A 22,135-nucleotide genomic window follows, 5' to 3' on the forward strand; every position below is an offset into this window, starting at 1 on the left:
AAAAACGATATAAAACGAAATGATTTAGTGTTTACGCTTGACATAAGTTTAATGCAATTGGTATAAATCACTCTTCGTTACGAGCTCTCAGTCTACAAGGAAAGGTAAACAACGAGCGGGCTTGTATTGCGAACTAGATAAGCTTTTTTGTTAACCATGGATAGAGAGACTACGTATGAATAGAACAGAACTAATTGACCTTATTGCTGAGAAAGCTGAACTTACGAAAGCATTAGCTTCACGCGCTTTAGATGCTTTACTTGAAGGTGTAACCGGCTCCTTGCAAAAAGGTGATCCAGTGGTTTTGGTAAATTTCGGTACGTTCACAATTAAGGAACGTGCGGCACGTGAAGGACGTAATCCATCTACGGGTGAAAAAATTAAAATTAAAGCTGCTAAAGTTGTTGGATTTAAAGCTGGTAAAGCTTTAAAAGAAGCAGTGAAAGAAACTGTTTCGGATAATGCTGTAGAAGATGCTATTTCGTAGTGACTTTGGGTGCTTAGCTCAGCTGGGAGAGCATCGCCCTTACAAGGCGAATGTCGTGGGTTCGATCCCCTCAGCACCCAAAAATAAAATTTATACTCTTGTTGTAAATTTTAAAAAAATAGTATAGAAAGTCATCCCAAAGGAGTGGTAGTTCAGTTGGTTAGAATACCGGCCTGTCACGCCGGGGGTCGCGGGTTCGAGTCCCGTCCACTCCGATAAAAATCATCAAGTTCCCCTGCAGGTGTGCCGAATCGGCACGCCAACTTTTTTATAAAGAGAGCACAATGCTTCAAACCATTCGTGATCATACGCAAGGATGGATTGCTGGTGTTATTATCAGCATTATCATTTTAACTTTCGCACTGTGGGGTATACACAGTTATTTTGAAGGTGGGGGTAACAACAATATCGTTGCGGTTGTAAACGATAATGAAATCACTAAAGAGCAGCTTGCAGTAAGCTATGAACGCTTACATAAACAAATTCAATATCAGTATGGTGCAAATATTCCTGCCTCGCTGACCGATGCACAAATTAAAGATCGTGCGCTTCGCAGTTTGATTGAGACAGAAGCTTTAAAAGATTCAGCTGTGGATCAAGGCTTTCGTGTTACAGATCGTCAAGTTGATAATTTTTTACAAACGATGCCAGAGTTTCAAGTGAATGGAGGATTTTCACTTGAGCGTTTTCAAACGATCCTCGCTTCAGTTTACTTATCAATTAGTGATTTTTTAAATATTATTCGCGCTAATTTACTCATTGATCAGCCTAAGTTTGGTATTGCTTTTTCTTCTTTTGCACTTCCCAATGAGACGCGAGGAAGTATGTCGTTAGTTAACCAAGAGCGTGAGTTTGATTATCTCGTTATCCCTTTGCAAAATTTTTTAGCCAAGCAAGGTAATATTACGCAAGAAAAGATTCAATCCTATTATGATTCTCATCAAAAAGAATTTACCCAGCCCGAGCAAGTAAGTGTCGATTATATTGAGTTAAACCTAAATTCGCTTGCGGCGAAAATTATGCCAACTGATGTAATGTTAAAAAACTTTTATCAAGAAAATCCTGGCTTATTTACGGCTCCCCAAAGTTTTAAAGTACAAGATGTTTTTATCCCAGCACCTGCAACGCTCTCTCAAGCAGATGCAGATAAACTTGTGGTTCAAGCAGAAAGTACAGTCAAAGCCTTAAAAAGTGGTAGTGAGCTGAACAATGGCAATGCTAAACAAAGTAGTCTTTTTAAACCTAACACATGGATTCCCTTAAACGAATTTAGCGAGGAAGTTAGAAAAGAAATAGCCACCGCTAAACCTAATGATGTGTTAGGGCCTATTAAAACCCCTGAAGGATTGCAGGTTATCAAAGTAGTCGAGATTCGAAATCCTGAAGTTTTATCTTTTGAAGTTTCCAAAGCACGCGCCAAAGAACTTTATATCAGGCAACATGCAGAAGAAAAGTTTGCTGAATTGCGTGAGCGTTTGGCAGATTTAACTTATGAACATCCAGATTCATTACAATTTGCATCCGAGACATTAAATTTACCCATACAAACCAGTGAAGTATTTAATTTGGAAAAAGTTGGGAAGGATATTTCTCAACACAAAAAAGTTCGCACTGCGGCATTTGCCAACGATGTACTGAACTTGCAAAATAACAGTGATGTTATTTCAGTTACGCCAGAGACCTTTGTTGTGTTGCGTATTAAAACACATAAGCCTGCCACAATGATGCAACTGCCTAGTGTTGCTGCTCAAATTACTCAACGCATCCAATTAAAACAAGCTGAAAATGAAGTCCAATCGTTAGCAGAAAACATAGTCACCAATTTAAAGAATGGTAAAGACATCAATGCTGTTGTTAAATCAAATCAATTGAATTGGAACCAATCTACCTTTTTAGGACGATATGCAAATAAGGTTGATTCGGCTCTATTAGACACAGCATTTCGCTTGCCCGATCCAGCTTTATTAAAGCGAACTTCGTATGGGATCGCGAAAGTTCCACAAGGTTATGCAGTTGTAGCAGTCAAATCCGTGCGCGTTGGCGCATCAGATAGTAAAGAATACAATGTTTTTGCTGAACAAATTCAGAATAGTGATGGCGTCATTGAATATGAATTGTATAAATCTGTTCAACTCAATAATGCTAAAATTAAAGTTATGGCGTAAGGTTTAATCAATTACTTTTTGAAATTAAGTTAATTTGAGCGTCATATTTTTTTAAATATGACGCTATTACCTTTTTACTAAGCGTAAATGTAAACTGAGATGAAATTCATACGCTAGATCAATTCCCAAGATCTAGTTTAAATTCTCATAGGAAAGTGTTTAGGCTTAGCCTGCTGCATCAACTCTTGCATTATCGACATAAAAGCGAACTTCAAAGGGTAGAGGTAAATACGTTAACTGGTCTATAAAGCCAGTTAAAATGGCTGATTTACCATTATTAGATAGCTTCCCATCGATATACATCGTTTTATTACGATTTTCTATTATTAAATATCCATTCTTACAAACAAGATTTTCAAAGTTAAAATGACCTTGCCAAAGAAGGCAAGCTTTAGAAGTAGTTGTGACCCGCCCAGCAATGGAAAATTTATGATTAGTTTGTGTGATGGTCCCATCGACATGATAATCGCAATCACCTAAAAGATTACCTCTTAATGTAATATCACCTTCCCATCTGCTAGCAAGGGTGGAACATAAGTCATTCGCATAAATTGGTGTACATAGTGAAGCGATTAAAAATAAAAATTTTTTCATTATAATTTTCCCTGTTAAATAAGATCACTTTATCCTTTGTTTATTTACTAATAATTAAAGTATTTCGTTTGTGAAATGTACCCTCGTCCTAGGAAAAATTTCACTTGAAATAAAGCCTTTCAAGCATGATCAGGCACAAAATGGAAGCTAGGTAAACAATTCACATTCAACCTGCAGTCTCAACATCATATAGAAGCCTGCCTCATGATGCATTGCATATGAGAATAAATACAAGCGATCCTGATTAATAGCAAAGCACATATATGACGTATGTTTATTTTTGAAAGTTATACGATACTGTATTTGGCTGGTATGAATGGTCACCTGCTAACCATCCCTTTATTTAGCAGCTTATCTTTTCACAATTTGTTTGCAATAATACTTAAATCTCCGACCAAAACGGAACCCAGAACACGACTTTGCTTGAAAGAAAAATTGTTAGTTTACAAAATCTGACTTAGATATTCAAAACAGGGTGCTGAAGCCCCGATTATTCCAGGTACTAAAACATTTTCCTGATTAAATGAGATAGGCTTTTTAAATTTATCTCTAATGAGACCACCGGCTTCTGTTATTAAGAGCGTTCCTGCAGCAATATCCCATTCATTCTTAGGGCCTAAACTAAAAGTAGCATCTCCTATCCCCGCAGCAACCAGCGCAAGCTTATAGGCAATAGATCCTATAACTCGTACTGTGTTATGTTTTTCAAACTGAGTCCATTCACCCCGGCGATACTCAGAGCGACTCGCTAATAAAATATACTGACCTTGTGAAGCATGAGAAGCACAGTAGATTTGTTGTCCGTTTAAATAAGCACCTTCACCCAGTACAGCGGAAAAGAGTTCATTGCTTGCAGGATTAAAAACCACGGCTAAAATGGGTTGGCCCTTTTCAATTAAAGCGACAGAAATTGCATATTCAGGAATTGATTGAGCAAATTCACGGGTACCATCAATGGGATCGACTATCCAAACCCGATCGCTCTGTAAACGTGTTTTATCGTCGGTTGTTTCTTCAGAAAGCCAACCATAAGAGGGAAAAGCTGTGCATAAATGATTTTTTAAAAGACGATCTGCTAACACATCAGCTTCAGTAAGGATATCGTTATTAACTTTCTTTTCAATCGTGAACCCGGCTTTTTGCACTGAAAGAATGGCACTTCCTGCTTCTTTAACGGCAGTTAATAAAATTTTGTATTCATTCGCTAGGTCCAAGAAGTTTTTTTTCTCCATTTCTTTTTCGCCATGTTCGTAAGGTTTCATCAAATTTTCTCAATGGGTAAATTATTTTCCAAAGCCGCGATTTATGTAATTGGCGTGTATAAGTCTTCAATGTTTTATGCCGCCGCAACAGAGTATCAATTAAGTCATAAAATGGCAAAACCACATGAAGTTGATGTTGTATATCCTGCCAAGCGATTTGAAAATTTTTATCATCAAAAGTAATTTCATCATGTGCTATTTTCAACAACCATGAATATACTTGACTTGCGACAGGAGAAACTTTTGTTGCAGGATGTATTTCCAAGTCCTGCGATTTGTATTCAAAGTGGGTAAGGTTTTTATCAAGAAAACTATCAATATAATGGTTAATCGTATTATTATTTTCTAAATGATCGAGATGAAGTTCACTCTGCAACCGCGTTAGTTGTTGGCGCGGATTCTTCATAAGTGTATCGTAATTAACAATGACGCGTTGTTTTCCATGTGTTTCATTGACTGCAGCAATTAGATGTAATACCCACAAAATTAACCCGTGTTCAACATCCGCATCGGTTAAACGCTGATAAGAAAGTGCAGAGGATAATGGATTGCGTAAAGCGATAACATAAGATTCATGGACACCCAATGTTTGAAATACATTTTGCCAAAATGGTAATAATCGCGCGGTTCGTGGGTCTTTAAATCCCCACATCGTTTTTTGAGATAATCTTTTTTTTATGATGGCGCATGCTTTAAATTTTAATTCATCTAAAGTTGAATTTTGTAATTCAGCTTTGGATATAGCTCGCGTGCTATCCCAGTAAATCCCCACTTTTTTCAAGATTTGTTCATTAATCTTGTAAACAATATCGTGATCTTCCCAAAATCCCGTTGGGTTCCATTTGCTTCCGGGTGAAAGAGCAGTCCCTAAATCTACACCGAGTGCTTTCACCCCACGTGAAATGACGCTCGTCCCACTTCGCGCCATTCCAAGGATAACAATAAGGCGTTTAGAATCAGATTCCTCGCCTTGTTTGATCATGCGATATAGCCTAACGATTGAATGGTCTGCATAATTTGGTCAACAATGTCATGGGGACTTTGATTGTTGGTATCGATCGAAATTTCCGCTGTCAAAGGTGCTTCGTAAGGGTCACTAATACCGGTGAATTGTTTAATGATTCCTTCCCGTGCTTTTTTATATAACCCTTTGCGATCGCGTTCCTCACAAATTTCGAGGGGAGTTGCTACATAAATTTCGATAAATCCACCCACTTCGCTTACCATGTCGCGTACTTTTTCTCTGGCGTTTTGAAAAGGTGAGACGAGTGCGCAGATTGCAATGCCACCATGTTTAGTGATTTCGCGTGCAACAAAGCCGACACGAGTGACATTGGTTTCACGATCTTCTCGGCTAAAACTTAAACCGGCTGAGAGGTGGGTGCGGATAATGTCGCCATCCAACAAACTAATTTGCCGATGCGTCACTTCGCGTAAGCGCAGAGCAACGCCATTGGCAAGTGTTGATTTGCCTGAGCTCGGTAATCCGGTGAAAAAGAGAGTTAACCCTTGTTCATGTTTAGGCGGGTGTGCTTTTCGAAGTTCAGTTATGACTGCGGGATAGGAAAACCATGAGGGAATATCAGCATTTTTTTGTAATCGATCACGCAGATCAGTTCCTGAAATGGTTTCGGGTTTTTCATCTTTTGGAAATTGATCAATTGGAAAATATTGCTGACTTTTAGCGCTGTACACCATTTCTTGAAAAGGAATGATGTGAATTCCTAAAGTTGACTCGAGCGAGAGCGCTAATTCTTGCGCAGCATAAGGTTGATAAAAGGCATTGCCTTTAGAATCTTTGCCTGGACCCGCGTGATCCCTGCCCACGATAAAATGGGTGCACCCATAATTCTTGCGAATCAATGCATGAAAGATTGCTTCTTTGGGTCCAGCCATGCGCATCGCAAGTGGTAACAAGCTAAGTTTTACACGGTCGGGAGGGTAGGTTTGCAAGATATGTTCATAACAACGAACTCGAATGTAGTATTCAATGTCCCCTGGTTTGGTCATCCCTACGACCGGGTGAAGTAAAACATGAGCACCTGTTTGTTGTGCTGCCCGCAAAGTCAATTCTTGATGGGCGCGATGCATGGGGTTACGGGTTTGAAACCCTACAACTTTTTCCCATTGGTTTTCTTGAAAGAATTGGCGCAATTCACTCGGAGAATAACGAAGATGATTAAAATCGTAATGATGGGGTAAAGCTAATTTGAGTAAAGGGCCTGCTATGTAAAAATCTTTCACGTAATGATAAAGATAATGAACGCCGGGATGCAGCATATCGAGCGTGCCAAATACTGAAAGGGCTTCGCGTGACCGATCAACTTGCCATGACTCATTAACTTTCATAATGGCAAGTAATAATCCCTCAGGATCCCGTAACGCAATTTCATCACCTAGTTTCAAACTGTCATGAAAAGATTGGTCGACATCTAAATTGATAGGAACTGGCCACAACATGCCATTAGCTAAGTGCATATCGTCTAAAACATGATGATAATCGTCTTGATTGAGAAAACTATGCAACGGATCAAAGCCACCATTTAAAATTAATTCCAAATCACATAGTTGACGTTGAGTGAGAATGAGTTGCGGTAACGCTTGAGCATTTGATTGATAGTATTCAAGAGAATGTGGAAAAGAGATGAGAGAGTGTTCGTGAATGGGTTTATTTTTTTGATCTTTTACTTCCATAATGGTTTCCTTTACCTTGATTGCACGATTCAAGCTAAGCTTAGGAATACAGTTTAATTCAATGAGATATCATCAACAATAAAAGAAAGATCTTATCAAGATGAAATTATGGACGTCTCATGGTGCGGTATATTTTCTCAAATAGAAAACATCCTATTATTAAAAAAATCATCACATAAACTGCAAGAGGTGCCTTTCTTAAAGTGTAAATTTCGAGGATAACAAACATGCCTAAACAAAGAATTAATGACATCATAACAAGCCATTTCTGCGCGCCTGTTTGAGAAAGAATTCTCAAGTGGCCTGCATTGACACCGGCATAAATTAATAAAAATGCACCGCTACCCATCATAGCGATACTAGCAAGATCAAAAAATAGAATAAATAAAATCACCAATAACGTGGTGATTAACAATCCTCCCGTAGCACCTCGCCATTCTGAACGAGCAAAAATAGGGGGTAATTCGCCGTCACGTGCAATCATGTAGCTAACATTGGCACCGCCAAACAGCGTGGCATTGATCGCAGAAGCTGTAGAAAATAAAGCTGCAATTGCAATTAATTTGAATCCCATGTTGCCAAAGAAAGGTTTGGCGGCTTGCGCTAAAGCAAAATCGCGTGCTGCATAAATTTCAGCAATGGGCAGATTGCCAACGACTGTGATTGAAACGGCGAGATAAATCACAATGACGATAATGACACTTAAGTATAATGCTTGGGGCAACGTTTTAGCAGGGTTATTCATATCGCCTGCGGCATTCGCAACTAAACCAAAGCCTTCATATCCAATGAATAAAACCCCTGCGCCAAAGAAAATATTCTCTACGCCTTTCCAGTGGACCGGTGAAAGATATTCGGCGTGAATAAAAAATAACCCTGATACGGCAAATAAAATAAGAATAGAAACTTTGACAGCGACAATAAATAATTCAGCCCGACCGACAGATCCTGCACCCAGAAAATTGAGAAAGGTAAAGAAAATAACGACAGCTGATGCGATGCTCTTCGCTAAGATGGGGGTAGGATGATTAGTAAAAAAAGTCATGCAATAGGCTGCGAACCCTTGCGAATATAAGGCAATAGCTACGATATACCCAACCCACATCAATAAATTCAAACTACCGCTGATCGAGCCGACCCCCCAGCCTCGTACAAGAAACTCAACTGCACCGCCCGCTGAAGGAAATTTTGCTCCTAATTTTGCGTAAGAATAAGTGCAAAAGAGTGCAACGATGCCACCGATAAGAAAAGAAACCCACATCGCACTACCCGAGGCTTCGGCAACCACACCCAAGATAGAAAAAATTCCAGCACCAATCATGCCCCCGATGCCAATTGAAATTGCAGCGGGTAATGAAATTCGAGATTGCATAGGAGATTGAGGCATGTCATTGACTATACAAGTTTCAAAGAAGTTTAGTCAATTCTACTTAAACCGAACTTGAGGAGCTGAGTGCAGGGTAGGTTAATTCCCTGGGTTAAGCGCTTTGCGCTCCACTCAGGCTATGAATATTAATTATGAAGTTGCATGTAGTATGTAGCCTGATGGCGTCTCTACTCACTAAGTAATCCTATGTCTTTGATCGAAAGCCTGCGAGCGAAGCCATACCAGATTAAGACGCAGGTGTTTCACTTAAGCTATCATTCGGTAAATTGACATTGATTAATTTACCCGCTTCGTCAAACTCATAATGAATTTGGGCGTAACCGACTAATTCACAAGCGATACAGGTTTTTGTAATTTTGAGGGTCGCAATGATGTTAGTGATTTGGTCCCCAGTTTTAACAATTTTAGGTTTATCCCAATTGGTAATCACGAAAGGAAAATTTTTATAATCTTCTTTCAAAGCTGCACTTAAATTTCTAGGATCAATTTTAGTATTAATGAGGCAGTTTTTTGGCGTCAAAATATAATAACTATGTTGGCCATCAGCAATGAACACTTGGTCGATAAGAGCAAAATTACCGATGCGTTCCATAGAAAGGGTCGCAGGGGTTGCGTGTAACACTTTGGCGAGTTGACTTAACTGGTTGCAGGATCGGTTATTCTTAGCAATTTGTTGTATGCAAGCAGTACTTGGGTAAGGTCCACTTAAGGGGCAGCTTTGCAGCAATTGCTTACAGTTACGATAATTCGTTTCACTAAAGGCAGGCTTCAAAAATGGATAGGATTTACATTCTAGAACAGGGCTTGCATAACTCGATCCTATCGAAATAATGATTGTCATGATGAAACACCAAAAATAGTTTGGCATAACTTTCTCCTTAGTCGCGGTACTTAAGTTCCGAACATTCAACGCTAAAATGTTCATCAATAGCTTGTAATAAAGCAGTAGTCGGTTTGATAGCCCATCGTTTAGCTAATTTTATATCAGCTTGGATATTGTTGCGAATATATCGCATGACAATATGACAACCGCCACCTAGATGGGGTTCTAATACTTTTTGTAAAAAAGAACCATTAAAAGAAAAAGAAGCAGGAACATTGATTTGTAAAGCTTTAGCAAAACGTTCTCTTGCTTGATCGAGTGTATAAAAATCTTTAGCCATAATACGCAAGCCATTGTTGAATTCATCAATCGATACGTCACCTTCAACAATAAGAATTTGGTCTTCAATGAGCAAGTGACGGTATTTGTTATAGGTATCACTGAAGCAAACACCATCAATGTGGGCTGTCCCATCATCAAGGGTTAAGATCGCCATACGATCGCCTTTTTTGGTTTGTCTTGTGCGTAAGGCAGTGATAATTCCGGCGATGCGAATGGTTTGTTCTGTTCCTTTTAATTCACTGATACGAGAAGAAGTGAAATGCACAAATTCAGGTAGATATTTGGTGAGTGGATGCCCCGTGAGATAAAATCCCAACGTTTCTTTTTCATTTGCTAACCTTGTTTCTTCATTCCAAATGACTGCATCAACATAATGCGGATCTTGTTTGATTTCGGTAAAACAGAGTAAGTCATGTTGGCCGGTTGATCGATCTTGGCTGTTTTGTTCGGCTTGCTGTAAGGCAAGGTTAACATTTTGTATAAGTAGAGCACGATGCTTGTTCCAACCATCAAAACTTCCCGATTTAATCAGTGCTTCAATAACACGACGATTAACTTTACGTAAATCGAGCCGTTGACAAAAATTAAATAAACTGTTGAATTCTCCCTGTTCATTCCGGGCTTGAATCATATTTTCGATGGCGGAAGTACCAACGCCTTTGATCGCACCCAAGCCATATAATAAATGTCGATCATCAATGACTTTAAAAAAATACTCACTGCGATTGATGTCAGGCGGTGATACATGAAGTTGCAAGGCTTTACATTCTTCAAGGAGAGTTATAATTTTTTCTGTTCGATCCATTTCCGAAGATAAAACGGCAGCCATAAAAGCTGCAGGATAATGTGATTTTAACCATGCAGTTTGATAAGCAATCAGTGCATAGGAAGCCGAATGCGATTTGTTAAATCCGTAACCTGCAAATTTTTCCATTAAGTCATAAATGGAGTTCGCCACTTCTTTGGCAACGCCGCGAACTTTCGCTCCTTCACAAAATATTTTACGTTGCTTGGCCATTTCTTCTGGTTTTTTCTTTCCCATCGCTTTACGTAAAATATCGGCAGCACCCAGGGTGTAACCTGCAAGAACTTGTGCAATTTTCATAACTTGTTCTTGATAGACGATGACCCCGTACGTCGGACTTAAAATAGCTTCCAAATCAGGATGAGAATAAACAACTTTAGCGCGTCCATGTTTACGATTAATGAAATCTTCCACCATCCCCGCTTGCAAAGGTCCAGGACGAAAAAGTGCAACAAGGGCAATCAAATCTTCAAAGCAGTCCGGTTGCAGTCGTTTAATCAAATCGCGCATACCGTGCGATTCAAGTTGAAACACTGCAGTGGTTTGATGATCTTTAAGGAGAGCAAAAGTTTTTTTATCATCAAGTGGAATGAGCGTAATATCAATCGGCTCACTTTGCTCTTCTCTTCTTTTTTGATTAATAATCGTCAAAGCCCGATTAATGATGGTGAGGGTTTTTAATCCCAAAAAGTCGAATTTAACTAAACCGACAGCTTCAACATCATCTTTATCAAACTGGGTGACAGGATGAGCACATTCATTGGGTTCACAGTAAAGGGGTACAAAATCAATCAATTTACCGGGTGCAATAACAATACCTCCCGCATGCTTGCCGACATTGCGTACGACCCCTTCCAATTTTCTGGCAAGCTCGATTAGCGTGCGAACCTCTTCTTCTTTTTCAACACGTTCTTTTAAAAGGGGTTCTTGTATCAGTGCTTTTTCTAAAGTCATGCCAAGTTCGAAGGGGATGAGTTTCGCAATTTTATCCACAAAACCATACCCCAATCCCAACACGCGTCCGACATCACGCACTACGGCTTTAGCAGCCATGGTTCCGTAAGTAATAATGTGCGAAACACTTTCACTACCGTGCGTTTTCATCACATACTCAATAACGCGATCGCGTCCTTCCATACAAAAATCGATATCGAAATCTGGCATGGAAACACGTTCTGGATTTAAAAAACGTTCAAATAATAAGCCTAAGGCAAGGGGGTCAAGGTCAGTAATGTTGAGCGCAAAAGCTACTAAAGAACCGGGACCGGATCCGCGTCCGGGACCGACGGGAATGCCGTTTTCTTTAGCCCATTTAGTAAAGTCAGCCACAATTAAAAAATAACCTGCAAAGCCCATGTTATTGATAACTGCTAATTCTCGATTCAAACGTTCATCATAGGCAATTTGCTTTTCGAAAGTGTTGTCTTCTCCAGAAGAGAAAATGGTAGCAAGTCGAAGGTCCAATCCTTTTTTTGCGATATCACTTAAATAACTTTCAGTCGTAAATCCTTCCGGCACTTTAAAGTGCGGGAGACGATTTTGATGTAATGAAAAAGTAACGTTGCAGCGCTTTGCAATTTCGATCGTGTTTAAGATGGCTTCCGGCAAATCGTGAAATAAAGCATGCATTTCAGCTGCAGAACGCAAATATTGTTGTTCAGTATATTTTCTAGGGCGATTAGGATCATTTAAAATCCAGCTTTCCTGAATGCAAACACGCGCTTCGTGTGCTTCAAAATCCTCACGAAGGTGAAACCGCACATCGTTGGTGGCAACAAGTGGGATTAATTTTTTTTCAGCAAGTAGCGCGACTTTTTTTATAAATTCATTTTCCTGACTTTGCCCAATTCGTTTAACTTCTAGGTATAAACGCTGAGGAAATAAAGTGAGCCAATAATCACAAAGATTTTTAATTTGTTTCTGATCTTGTCGCAAAAGTGCTTGGCCCAAATCACTTTCTTGACCCAGTAAGGTGATTAATCCATCGCTGTAAGAATTTAGCCAATCATGAGTGATGGTGGGTTTGCCCTCAACTTGACCTTTCAAAAAACCGAGCGACACGAGTTTTAATAAATTTTGGTAGCCGAGATTGTTTTGACATAGCACGGTAATTCGATAGGGCGTGTGGGCTGCAGTTTCATTTACTAAACATAAATCTGCACCAATGATGGGTTTTACCCCGCCTGCCATGGCGGCTTGGTAGAATTTAACGGTCGCATAGAGATTACTCAAATCAGTAATGGCCGCTGCCGGTAAACCCAGGGACTCACTCGCTGCAATGAGCGCTGGAATACGAATCAAACCATCACTTAATGAAAATTCGGTATGTATACGTAAATGAACGAATTTTTTTTCCATTACAACCCTTATCAGCTAAAATGCGAAGGTTTGGTTATTGTGCAGGGCCATGCCGCTTAAAGGCAAGGTAGATCTTCCATGCTTTAAGGCACTTTCATGTAAGGCAGCGGTATCCTCTCATGAAAATTTGATATAATGTGCGCATTTTAAGTTAAGAGTAAACTATGAACATCAATTTCCTCGATTTTGAACAACCAATTGCAGAGCTTGAGGCAAAGATTCAAGAGTTACGCATGGTTGGGACAGATGCTGATATTAATTTGAGCGAGGAAATTGCTCGTCTCGAAACCAAATGTAAAAATCTTACCCGAGAAACGTTTAGCAAATTAACCCCTTGGCAAATTCTGCAGCTCGCAAGACATCCGCAACGGCCACACACGATTGATTACATACCCAAAATATTTACAGAGTTCGATGAACTTGCTGGCGATCGTATGCTTTCTGCAGGAATGACCATCATTGCCGGGATCGCGCGCTTAGAGGGAAAGCCCATCTTAGTGCTGGGGCATGAAAAGGGTAGAAAGACTCAAGAAAAAATCCAGCGTAATTTTGGCATGCCAAGTCCTGAAGATTATCGTAAAGCCATGCGTCTTGCTCGTTTAGCCGAGCGTTTTAAACTTCCCATTATTACTTTTATTGATACCCCGGGCGCTTATCCTGGTATAGGAGCTGAAGAGCGTAACCAAAGCGAAGCGATTGCACGCAATCTCATGGTCTTTGCACGGTTAAAAACTCCTATTATTTGTACAGTGATTGGAGAAGGTGGTTCAGGCGGCGCACTGGCCATTGGGGTAGGTGATCGAGTCAATATGTTGGAGTATTCCGTCTATTCAGTTATTTCACCGGAAGGGTGTGCATCAATTTTGTGGAAAAATGCGGAAAAAGCGCCGCTCGCAGCGGAGGCGATGAATTTAACAGCAACCCGTATTTTTCAATTAGGCTTGGTGGATCAAGTTATTCAGGAACCATTAGGTGGGGCACATCGAGATTATGATGCGATGGCAACTCGATTAAAAAGAGAATTGGTAAGACAAGTAGATGAATTACAATCTTTAGCTATACCCACGCTGCTTGAAAAGCGATATAGCCGAATGATGTCATTCGGTTTGCCTGAATGAGTTTGTTGGCCGTATTAAAAGAATTTGTTTTAACACAAGGCCAAGAAAAAAATTATTGGCTAGCTTTAAGTGGTGGGCTTGATTCCCATGTACTTGTGGCAACAGCTTATCAATTGCGACAAGTTTTACCCCTACCCAGCATCCAAGCCATCTACGTGGATCATGGTTTATCCCCTCAATCGCAAGCATGGGGCGAGCATTGTGCTCGTCTTTGTCAAGGTTACGGCATTCCTTACCAAGTTCATGCAGTTACAGTTTCGACTCAGCAAGGGGATAGTTTAGAAGAAGTTGCGCGTAAAAAACGTTATGCACTTTTTGCCGATCTGTTGTCTGCAGATGATATTTTATTAACTGCACATCATTGTGATGATCAAGCGGAAACTTTGTTGTTACAACTGCTGCGCGGTTCGGGTTTAAAAGGGCTTGCGAGCATGCCACTTTTGAAGCGTTTAGGTCAGGGTTGGCATGGCCGTCCTTTTCTTTATCAACCAAAAAAATCTTTAGAATGTTTTGCTGAGCATCATCACCTTCAATGGATTGAAGATGAATCGAATCAAGACCAACGTTTAACACGCAATTTTTTGCGTGCAAATATTATGCCTATACTAAAATCACGTTTTCCAGCTATTGTTAAAACCATGGCACGCACGGCCGAACACATTCAAGAAGCGCAAGCTTTGTTAGATGAATGGGCTGACAATCTCTTGGTGAACTTAAAAGGAAGTCAGCCGGAAACGCTGTCGGTTGATAAGTTAAATGCGCTATCAAAACAAAAACAGCGCCTTGTGTTACGCGCGTGGATCAAGCGTTCTCATTATCCTTTACCGGATACAAAAAAGCTCATTAATTTGCAAAGCACTTTACTCACTTGCGCCCAAGATAAAACACCTTGCAGTCATTGGGGAGAGGCTGAAATGCGGCGTTTTGGCGATGATTTATATCTTATGCATAAGCTACCCTTCCATAATCCTACACAAAAAATCCAATGGGATGTTACTTCCCCGCTCGTCATACCCTCGGTTGGGATTTTAAAGGCGACCTTAAAAGAGCAAGGCTTAGCTAAATCTACTGTGCCCCTGGTTGTGAGTTTTCGGCAGGGGGGTGAACGGATTAGTTTAGGACAAAGAGGCAGGCATACACTTAAAAATATGTTCCAAATATGGCGGGTTCCCACTTGGCAACGCGATCGCATCCCGCTTCTTTATATTGATCAGCAATTAGTGGGCGTAGTGGGTTATCAATTTGATCCAGATTATGTTGCGAAAAAAGGGGAAGTTGGGCTGCACTTTGAATGGATAGCCTCCCCCTCAAAATGAGGGGGGGTGATTTTCTTAGGGAAGAATTTTATCGTGACCATTTCGACAATAGATACAACACGTGCACAAATATTTAACGAGTGCACCAAAAGCAAGAATGGGTAAAGTTACATCAAAAAAATCTCGGAAAATGATAAGGCGTAATAATTGATCGCGGGGTAAGATCAGTGCGAAAAGGCCTACAGCGACCGCGATGATAATAATGAGCGTTACAAAAACACGCATAAGCATGAAAGATCTCCTTCTCGACCATTCTTTAAACCCTACAGCCTATGCGGATACAGAAAAAGTGTCAAGAAAGCCTTAAAATTCAAGGAAACTTCCTAATTGCATTGCAGCAATTGCTGGAGTTTGATAGAGTCACTTTCAAGTTTTTCAATCCCCTCGATGTTCTCAGACGTATGACAAAATACATATTTATTACAGGTGGTGTCGTTTCATCTTTAGGTAAGGGTGTGGCTGCTGCATCGCTGGGTGCCATCCTTGAAGCCCGGGGCCTGAATGTTACGTTAATGAAATTAGATCCTTACATTAATGTAGACCCTGGCACAATGAATCCTTTACAGCATGGTGAAGTTTTTGTGACCGAAGATGGCGCAGAAACTGATTTGGATCTAGGCCATTATGAACGCTTTGTGCGTATTAAAATGTCCAAAGCTAATAATTTCACGACGGGTCGAGTTTATGCGAACGTTATTCGTAAAGAGCGTAAAGGTGATTATTTAGGCGGGACCGTTCAAGTTATTCCTCACATCACGGATGAAATTAAACGGTGTATCGTTAAGGGGACGGCAGAAGCTGACGTTGCTTTGATCGAAATTGGCGGAACAGTGGGTGATATTGAATCGCTTCCTTTTCTCGAAGCTATTCGGCAAATGCGTATGGAATTGGGCCGACAAAACACTTTGTTTATTCATTTAACGCTACTGCCTTACATTCCCACAGCTGGGGAACTCAAAACTAAACCTACTCAGCATTCGGTGAAAGAATTGCGTTCCATTGGTATTCAACCGGATATTTTGATTTGTCGTAGTGATCGCGCCATTTCTGATCATGCCCGCTACAAGATAGCCTTATTTACTAATGTTGAAAAAGAAGCTGTTATTCCTTTGTTAGACGTCGATTTTATTTATCAATTACCCGTTGCTTTGCACGAGCAAGGGTTAGATGAAATTGTGGTTAAAGCGCTTAATCTGACCCCTGTACCTGCTGATTTATCAGAATGGCATAAAGTAATAGATGCTTATCAACATCCTGTCGCAACCGTTACGATCGGTATGGTAGGAAAGTATGTTGATCTTACGGACTCTTATAAATCCTTATCTGAAGCACTCAAACATGCCTCCGTCCAAACACGAACGCATGTCAATATTGTTTATATTGATTCCGAAGCTTTAGAAGAACAAGGTGTCAGTTTATTAAAAGATTTAGATGGTATTTTAGTCGCACCTGGTTTTGGTAAGCGTGGCATTGAAGGAAAAATATTAGCAGCTCAATATGCTCGTACTGAAAAAGTGCCTTACCTTGGTGTGTGTTTGGGAATGCAAATTGCAATTATTGAATTTGCACGGCATGTTGCACTCCTTGCAGAAGCTAACAGTACGGAATTTGATCCTACTACACCTTACCCTGTTGTAGCTTTGGTGACAGAGTGGATAGATCGTACGGGCAATCGTATAGAACGAAATGAAAAGTCAGATATTGGCGGAACGATGCGCTTAGGTGGTCAAGCAAGTCGTTTAAAAGCAGGCTCACGCGCGCAAGCATTGTATGGTAAAGATGTGATAACAGAGCGGCATCGTCACCGCTATGAAGTTAATAATAATTTAATCGAAGAATTAGAAAAAGTTGGGCTTATTGTTTCAGGCCGTTCAGTCGAAGATGACTTGGTAGAAATTATTGAATTACCTGATCATCCGTGGTTTATCGGATCACAATTCCATCCTGAATTTACATCAACACCTCGTGATGGGCATCCTTTATTTAGTGATTTTATTCGCGCCGCACATCAGTATCAGGAAAAGAAACTGGTTTCATCATGATTTTTTACCTTTCCATTTCATTAATCAATATACAAAGAATATCTAAACGTCAGGATTGCTTCGCAGCAATGCTCACAAAAATAAGATAAATTGCTTAGAAATAATTTAATCCGCCCCAGCGCTTAAGTGGGAAGCTATGATGAATAATCTCTGACTTCGTCTTATAAGCATTACGAAGTAATCTAGGTTGCTCAAACTAAAGGAGTATTAACCAATGAAATTATGTGGATTCGAAGTAGGATTAAAACATCCTTTTTTTTTGATTGCAGGACCCTGCGTGATTGAGAGTGAACAATTTGCATTAGATACAGCAGGACAACTCAAAGAATTCACAAGTGCATTACAAATTCCTTTTATTTATAAATCTTCCTTTGATAAAGCTAATCGTACTTCAATTTCAAGTTTTCGCGGTGTGGGATTGGAGCAAGGTCTTGCTATTCTTGCTGCCGTTAAAAAGACGATCGGTGTTCCTGTCTTAACTGATGTGCATGAAGATACGCCTATTGACGAAGTCGCAAGCGTAGTCGATGTGATGCAAACACCTGCCTTTTTATGTCGTCAAACCAATTACATTCAGCGTGTGGCAAAACCTGGTCTTCCCATCAATATTAAAAAAGGGCAATTTCTTTCCCCGTGGGAAATGAAGCATGTCGTGCAGAAAGCCCGTGATGCTGGCAATGAAAAGATTATGGTTTGTGAGCGCGGCGCAAGTTTTGGCTACAATAATTTGGTATCCGATATGCGCTCTCTAGCTATCATGCGCGAAACTGACTGTCCGGTTGTCTTTGACGCCACACACTCTGTGCAACTTCCCGGGGGCGGTAACGGAAAGTCGAGTGGACAACGTGAATTCGTTCCTATCCTTGCCCGTGCAGCTATCGCTGCAGGTATTGCTGGTATTTTCATGGAGACGCATCCTAATCCGGATCGCGCGCCGTCTGATGGACCCAATATGTGGCCCTTGGCGCAAATGTATGATTTGTTAGCGCATCTTAAAGAAATTGATCAAGTTGTTAAGCGAAATACTTTGTTATGATCAATTCAATTCCTCATGGCTAGTCCTTATTGCTTTAATAAGCCTTTAAGGGTCGGCCAAAGATTATTTAAAATCATGGCTTGTGCTTCGGCTCTAGGATGAATACCGTCGGATTGCATAAGCGTCGTATTTTCATCAATCCCTTTTAATAAAAAAGGTACCACTTGAATGTTGTTTTCTTTCGCAAGTATTAAGTAATTTTCATTAAACGTTTGCGTATACTTGCTCCCAAAGTTCGGCGGTAAACGAATACCAATCAAAAGTACGTCACTGCTTGCATCTTTAGCTAATTGAATAATGGATTGTAAATTATTTTTAATGTTTTCTAAATTTAATCCCCGCAAACCATCATTGCCACCCAGCTCGATAATCGTTATAGAGGGTTTATACTTTGCAAGCAAAGGCGGTAAACGGGATAACCCATTGCTAGTTGTATCGCCAGATATACTTGCATTCACGACCTTATAGTCAAAATGTTCAGCTTGCAATTTTGCTTCAAGTAATTTAACCCATCCTAATTGTTGTTCAATTCCATAACCTGCACTCAAGCTATCGCCAACAACAAGAATTGTATTTTTAGCAAATAAAGGTAAAGTGAATAAGAAGAATAAAAGACCAAGGTATTTTTTCATGGATCATCGCACTCCTGCTTTTATCGAAATTAAGCATCTTAGTAAAAAGGTACGTAGTGGTGACGGACTCATTGAGATATTAAGCGATGTGAACCTTGTAATAAAGCACGGAGAAAGTGTTGCGATTCTGGGCCGATCAGGCTCTGGCAAGACAACCTTGCTGACGCTAGTAGCCGGACTTGATGTGCCAACCCACGGATCGATTCTTTACAATACGCAAGAATTGTCTTCCATGACAGAAGAGCAAAGGACTTTGCTGCGCGGTAAAGAAATTGGCTTTGTATTCCAATCTTTTCAACTGTTACCCACGTTAACAGCGCTTGAAAATGTCATGTTACCTTTAGAAATTCACTATGTAAAAAGTATTAAGGCAAAAGAAATCGCGCTTGCCTGGCTTGAAAGAGTTAATTTAAAGCATCGGGTGCATCATTATCCAGCACAACTTTCAGGGGGTGAGCAGCAAAGGGTTGCTATTGCAAGAGCTTTTGTTAATCAGCCAACCTTGCTCCTTGCCGATGAAATGACCGGTAATCTTGACGTTGCAAGTGGTGAGAAAATGATTGATTTATTATTTTCTCTCAACCAATTACAACAGACTACCTTATTGTTGGTGACACATGATGTAAGTCTTGCGCGTCGTTGTGATCGTCAGTTTACGCTACAAAATGGAATGCTCCATCCATGTTGAAACTATTTCGCTTAGCTCTTGTTTCTTTGTGGCGCGAACTGCGAGCGGGGGAGTGGCTTATTGTTTTCTTAGCATTATTCTTGGCAGTCACGGGTATGACATCTTTACATTTTTACACCAACCGTATCCAAACTGCGCTGACTCAGCAAAGCGCTCAGTTTTTGGGAGGTCATTTAGCACTGACCAGCCCTTATCCGATAAGAAAAGAAATTTTAGATTTTACGCAAGCGAATGGTTTACGTACCGCTATTGTTTTATCTTATCTTACGGTAGTTAACGCAAATAATCGATTTCAACTTGTCAACATCCAAGCAGTCTCTGATGCTTATCCTATTTTAGAGCCTAACAGGCAAGCTTTAAAACCAGATACGGTCTGGGTTGAGGAAAGGGTTATAAAATCATTAGGCAGCAAAATCAACGACCCCATTTCAATAGGTGAGCATACTTTTAAAGTAACAAAATTTTTAAATGCCGATTCCGATACACTTAACACTGGCATGCTGATTGCCCCCCGCCTCATGATGCGCTTAGATGATGTGACAGTAACAAAAACTGTTCTGCCGGGTAGTCGCGTTGAGTATCGATTGTTGTTAACCGGACGTCAAAGTGATTTAAATCATTTTCAAGCGTGGGTAAGGCCTAAACTTGCGCCGAATGAAAAACTGCTTGATGCAAAGACACAACAATTATTTTTTAGTGAAGCGATTGAGCGTGCGGAAAATTATCTCAATTTGATTTTGCTGGTTTGTTTACTGATGAGCGCAGTCGCGATCATGATCAGCACCCAATCGTACTTAAAAAAGCGTTACGATTATGCGGCCATGTGGCGTTGTTTTGGTGCTTCCAAAAAACAACTCTTGGGCATCTTATTTATTCAATTATTGTTAATCGGTTTGTTTGCAGCGAGTTTGGGAAGCTTGATGGGTTATATCACTCAAACTTGGATCGCATCATTGTTTGCTAATTTTCTTCAATTCCCTTTACCCCCTGCAAACCTTACCCCCATTTTCACAAGCTTCATCATGGTGCTTATTATCTTATTTATATTTTCTTATCCACTTATTACCCGATTACCCTCTATCTCTCCTTTATTACTTTGGCGTAATATTAAAATCCCGCCGCTCCCGCAAAGCAATTTTATTTTTGTCAGTGCAGCTTTATTATTATGTATTTCTATTTTAATTAGCGCCTCCTTGCTCAGTCTTTTTTTTATTGCAATGTTAAGTGTGTGCATCGGATTTCTATATTTTATAAGTCTGCTTTTTTTGAAATTGATTGATAAGGTTAGTGAAAAAGTTCAAGGTACTCTTCAGCGAGGTTTGCGTCAGCTTTTACAATATCGCGATAGCGTTAGTATTCAGTGCGTGGGATTTACACTTATTTTGATGTCTTTAATTGCGTTAAGTGTCGTGCGAGATCAGTTAGTCAATCAATGGCAAAAATCATTACCTGCCAATACACCAAATTATTTTGCGTTTAATATTGCTGAACAAGATCTCCAATCCCTAAAACAATTTTTTCAACAAAATAATATTGCGATCGAAGCAATTTATCCTATGGTCAGAGGAAGATTAATTGCGTTAAACGATAAACCTATTTTAAGTGCAGTGCCTGCGACTGCAAAAGATAACAATGCCTTACATCGCGAATTAAATATTAGTTTTATGACGAGACTCCCTTCAGATAATGAAATTGTTGCGGGTCGTCCTTTTAGTGAAAAGGATATTGGCAAACCTTATGCGTCCATTGAAAAAAATTTAGCGCAAGATTTAAATTTGCATTTAGGCGATAAATTGACTTTTCGTATTGCCGATCAAACACGCTTGGTGACTATTACTAATATTCGAACCCTTAAATGGGATTCTTTTCATCCTAACTTTTATGTCATCTTCCCCCCTGGCGTATTGAATCAATTTTCATCGACTTATATTACTAGTTTTCATTTAACGCCCGCCCAACAATCAATCCTGAATAGTTTGATCGGACAATTCCCTAACATGACGATTATTGATGTAGCTAGCTTATTGTCACAAGTCCGAGAATTAATTAATCACATTGTTTTAGCGATTCAATATTTGTTTTTATTCAGTCTATTCATTGGCGTACTTATTATCATTGCGATTTTGCAAGCAACGTATCAGGAAAGGCGGGAAACTTATCAGTTATTAAGAATCTTAGGCGCGGGACGTGCTTATCTCAGGAAAAGCATGCTTGTTGAATTTGGTACCTTATTTTCCTTCATTGTAATCATGTCCATTGGGCTCGGGGAGGCTATTGCTCATATGGCGCTTCGCACTATATTTCATATTTAAGTAGTTGATAAAATATGGTCAATTTTTAGTCCAAATTTGACTTTTCTACCCTAACATGTACAATATATGCCTCA

General features: G+C 39.9%; 17 protein-coding genes and 2 tRNA genes. 10 read left to right on the plus strand and 9 right to left on the minus strand.

Features of this window, described 5'->3' with window-relative positions:
• The first annotated feature begins 175 nt into the window (after positions 1-175).
• From H0W64_01625 to H0W64_01640, 4 genes are all read left to right on the plus strand, one after another.
• On the plus strand, positions 176-487 hold the full coding sequence (locus tag H0W64_01625; GenBank protein MBA3660404.1) for an HU family DNA-binding protein: 312 nt from the start codon (positions 176-178) through the stop codon (positions 485-487).
• 7 nt (positions 488-494) lie between these two features.
• Positions 495-567 (plus strand) — tRNA-Val (locus H0W64_01630).
• A 61-nt stretch (positions 568-628) separates the two neighbouring features.
• Positions 629-702, plus strand: a tRNA-Asp gene (locus H0W64_01635).
• Between the two features lie 69 nt (positions 703-771).
• On the plus strand, positions 772-2,652 hold the full coding sequence (locus H0W64_01640; GenBank protein ID MBA3660405.1) for a SurA N-terminal domain-containing protein: 1,881 nt from the start codon (positions 772-774) through the stop codon (positions 2,650-2,652).
• A 165-nt stretch (positions 2,653-2,817) separates the two neighbouring features.
• On the opposite strand, the gene H0W64_01645 is transcribed toward H0W64_01640, so the two are convergent.
• From H0W64_01645 to dnaE, 7 genes are all read right to left on the minus strand, one after another.
• A complete protein-coding gene (locus tag H0W64_01645) occupies positions 2,818-3,246 on the minus strand; it encodes a hypothetical protein (protein MBA3660406.1) in 429 nt (142 codons plus the stop codon).
• 443 nt (positions 3,247-3,689) lie between these two features.
• Positions 3,690-4,478 (minus strand): 3'(2'),5'-bisphosphate nucleotidase CysQ, encoded by a 789-nt coding sequence (locus H0W64_01650; GenBank protein MBA3660407.1) that lies wholly within the window; start codon positions 4,476-4,478, stop codon positions 3,690-3,692.
• Positions 4,444-5,490, minus strand: coding sequence for a hypothetical protein (locus H0W64_01655; GenBank protein MBA3660408.1), 1,047 nt, complete (start codon positions 5,488-5,490; stop codon positions 4,444-4,446). The genes H0W64_01650 and H0W64_01655 overlap by 35 nt, the downstream gene beginning before the upstream one ends.
• The gene (locus H0W64_01660; protein ID MBA3660409.1) at positions 5,487-7,202 is read right to left on the minus strand and encodes a bifunctional sulfate adenylyltransferase/adenylylsulfate kinase; all 1,716 of its coding nucleotides are present in this window, start codon (positions 7,200-7,202) and stop codon (positions 5,487-5,489) included. Before H0W64_01660 ends, H0W64_01655 begins: the two co-directional genes overlap by 4 nt.
• A 106-nt stretch (positions 7,203-7,308) precedes the next feature.
• Positions 7,309-8,589: an amino acid permease gene (locus tag H0W64_01665; GenBank protein ID MBA3660410.1), complete on the minus strand. Its 1,281-nt coding sequence runs from the start codon at positions 8,587-8,589 to the stop codon at positions 7,309-7,311.
• 226 nt (positions 8,590-8,815) lie between these two features.
• Entirely contained in the window at positions 8,816-9,457 is a 642-nt protein-coding gene (locus H0W64_01670) for a hypothetical protein (protein MBA3660411.1), read from the minus strand.
• Positions 9,458-9,467: 10 nt separating this feature from the next.
• Entirely contained in the window at positions 9,468-12,917 is a 3,450-nt protein-coding gene (gene dnaE, locus H0W64_01675; protein ID MBA3660412.1) for a DNA polymerase III subunit alpha, read from the minus strand.
• 164 nt (positions 12,918-13,081) lie between these two features.
• Here dnaE and H0W64_01680 point away from each other — a divergent pair, with 164 nt between their 5' ends.
• Together H0W64_01680 and tilS are read left to right on the plus strand one after the other, a co-directional pair.
• Positions 13,082-14,035 (plus strand): acetyl-CoA carboxylase carboxyltransferase subunit alpha, encoded by a 954-nt coding sequence (locus H0W64_01680; GenBank protein MBA3660413.1) that lies wholly within the window; start codon positions 13,082-13,084, stop codon positions 14,033-14,035.
• Positions 14,032-15,351 (plus strand): tRNA lysidine(34) synthetase TilS, encoded by a 1,320-nt coding sequence (gene tilS / locus H0W64_01685; GenBank protein ID MBA3660414.1) that lies wholly within the window; start codon positions 14,032-14,034, stop codon positions 15,349-15,351. Before H0W64_01680 ends, tilS begins: the two co-directional genes overlap by 4 nt.
• A gap of 15 nt (positions 15,352-15,366) precedes the next feature.
• Here the strand turns inward: tilS and H0W64_01690 are convergent, their stop codons facing one another.
• Positions 15,367-15,582, minus strand: a complete 216-nt coding sequence (locus tag H0W64_01690; protein MBA3660415.1) for a hypothetical protein — start codon at positions 15,580-15,582, stop codon at positions 15,367-15,369.
• Between the two features lie 170 nt (positions 15,583-15,752).
• Between H0W64_01690 and H0W64_01695 the strand changes: the two genes are divergently transcribed.
• Complete coding sequence (locus H0W64_01695; GenBank protein ID MBA3660416.1) at positions 15,753-17,393, plus strand: CTP synthase; 1,641 nt, start codon at positions 15,753-15,755, stop codon at positions 17,391-17,393.
• A 214-nt stretch (positions 17,394-17,607) separates the two neighbouring features.
• On the plus strand, positions 17,608-18,429 hold the full coding sequence (kdsA, locus tag H0W64_01700) for a 3-deoxy-8-phosphooctulonate synthase (GenBank protein MBA3660417.1): 822 nt from the start codon (positions 17,608-17,610) through the stop codon (positions 18,427-18,429).
• A 26-nt stretch (positions 18,430-18,455) separates the two neighbouring features.
• On the opposite strand, the gene H0W64_01705 is transcribed toward kdsA, so the two are convergent.
• Entirely contained in the window at positions 18,456-19,061 is a 606-nt protein-coding gene (locus H0W64_01705; protein ID MBA3660418.1) for an arylesterase, read from the minus strand.
• On the opposite strand from H0W64_01705, the gene H0W64_01710 reads away from it, so the two are divergent.
• Together H0W64_01710 and H0W64_01715 are read left to right on the plus strand one after the other, a co-directional pair.
• Positions 19,060-19,749, plus strand: a complete 690-nt coding sequence (locus tag H0W64_01710; GenBank protein MBA3660419.1) for an ABC transporter ATP-binding protein — start codon at positions 19,060-19,062, stop codon at positions 19,747-19,749. The genes H0W64_01705 and H0W64_01710 overlap by 2 nt on opposite strands.
• Complete coding sequence (locus H0W64_01715; protein ID MBA3660420.1) at positions 19,743-22,061, plus strand: hypothetical protein; 2,319 nt, start codon at positions 19,743-19,745, stop codon at positions 22,059-22,061. The genes H0W64_01710 and H0W64_01715 overlap by 7 nt, the downstream gene beginning before the upstream one ends.
• The last annotated feature ends 74 nt before the right edge of the window (positions 22,062-22,135 follow it).

The sequence above is a fragment of the Gammaproteobacteria bacterium genome (genome assembly GCA_013816845.1).
Taxonomy (GTDB): domain Bacteria; phylum Pseudomonadota; class Gammaproteobacteria; order DSM-16500; family DSM-16500; genus Aquicella.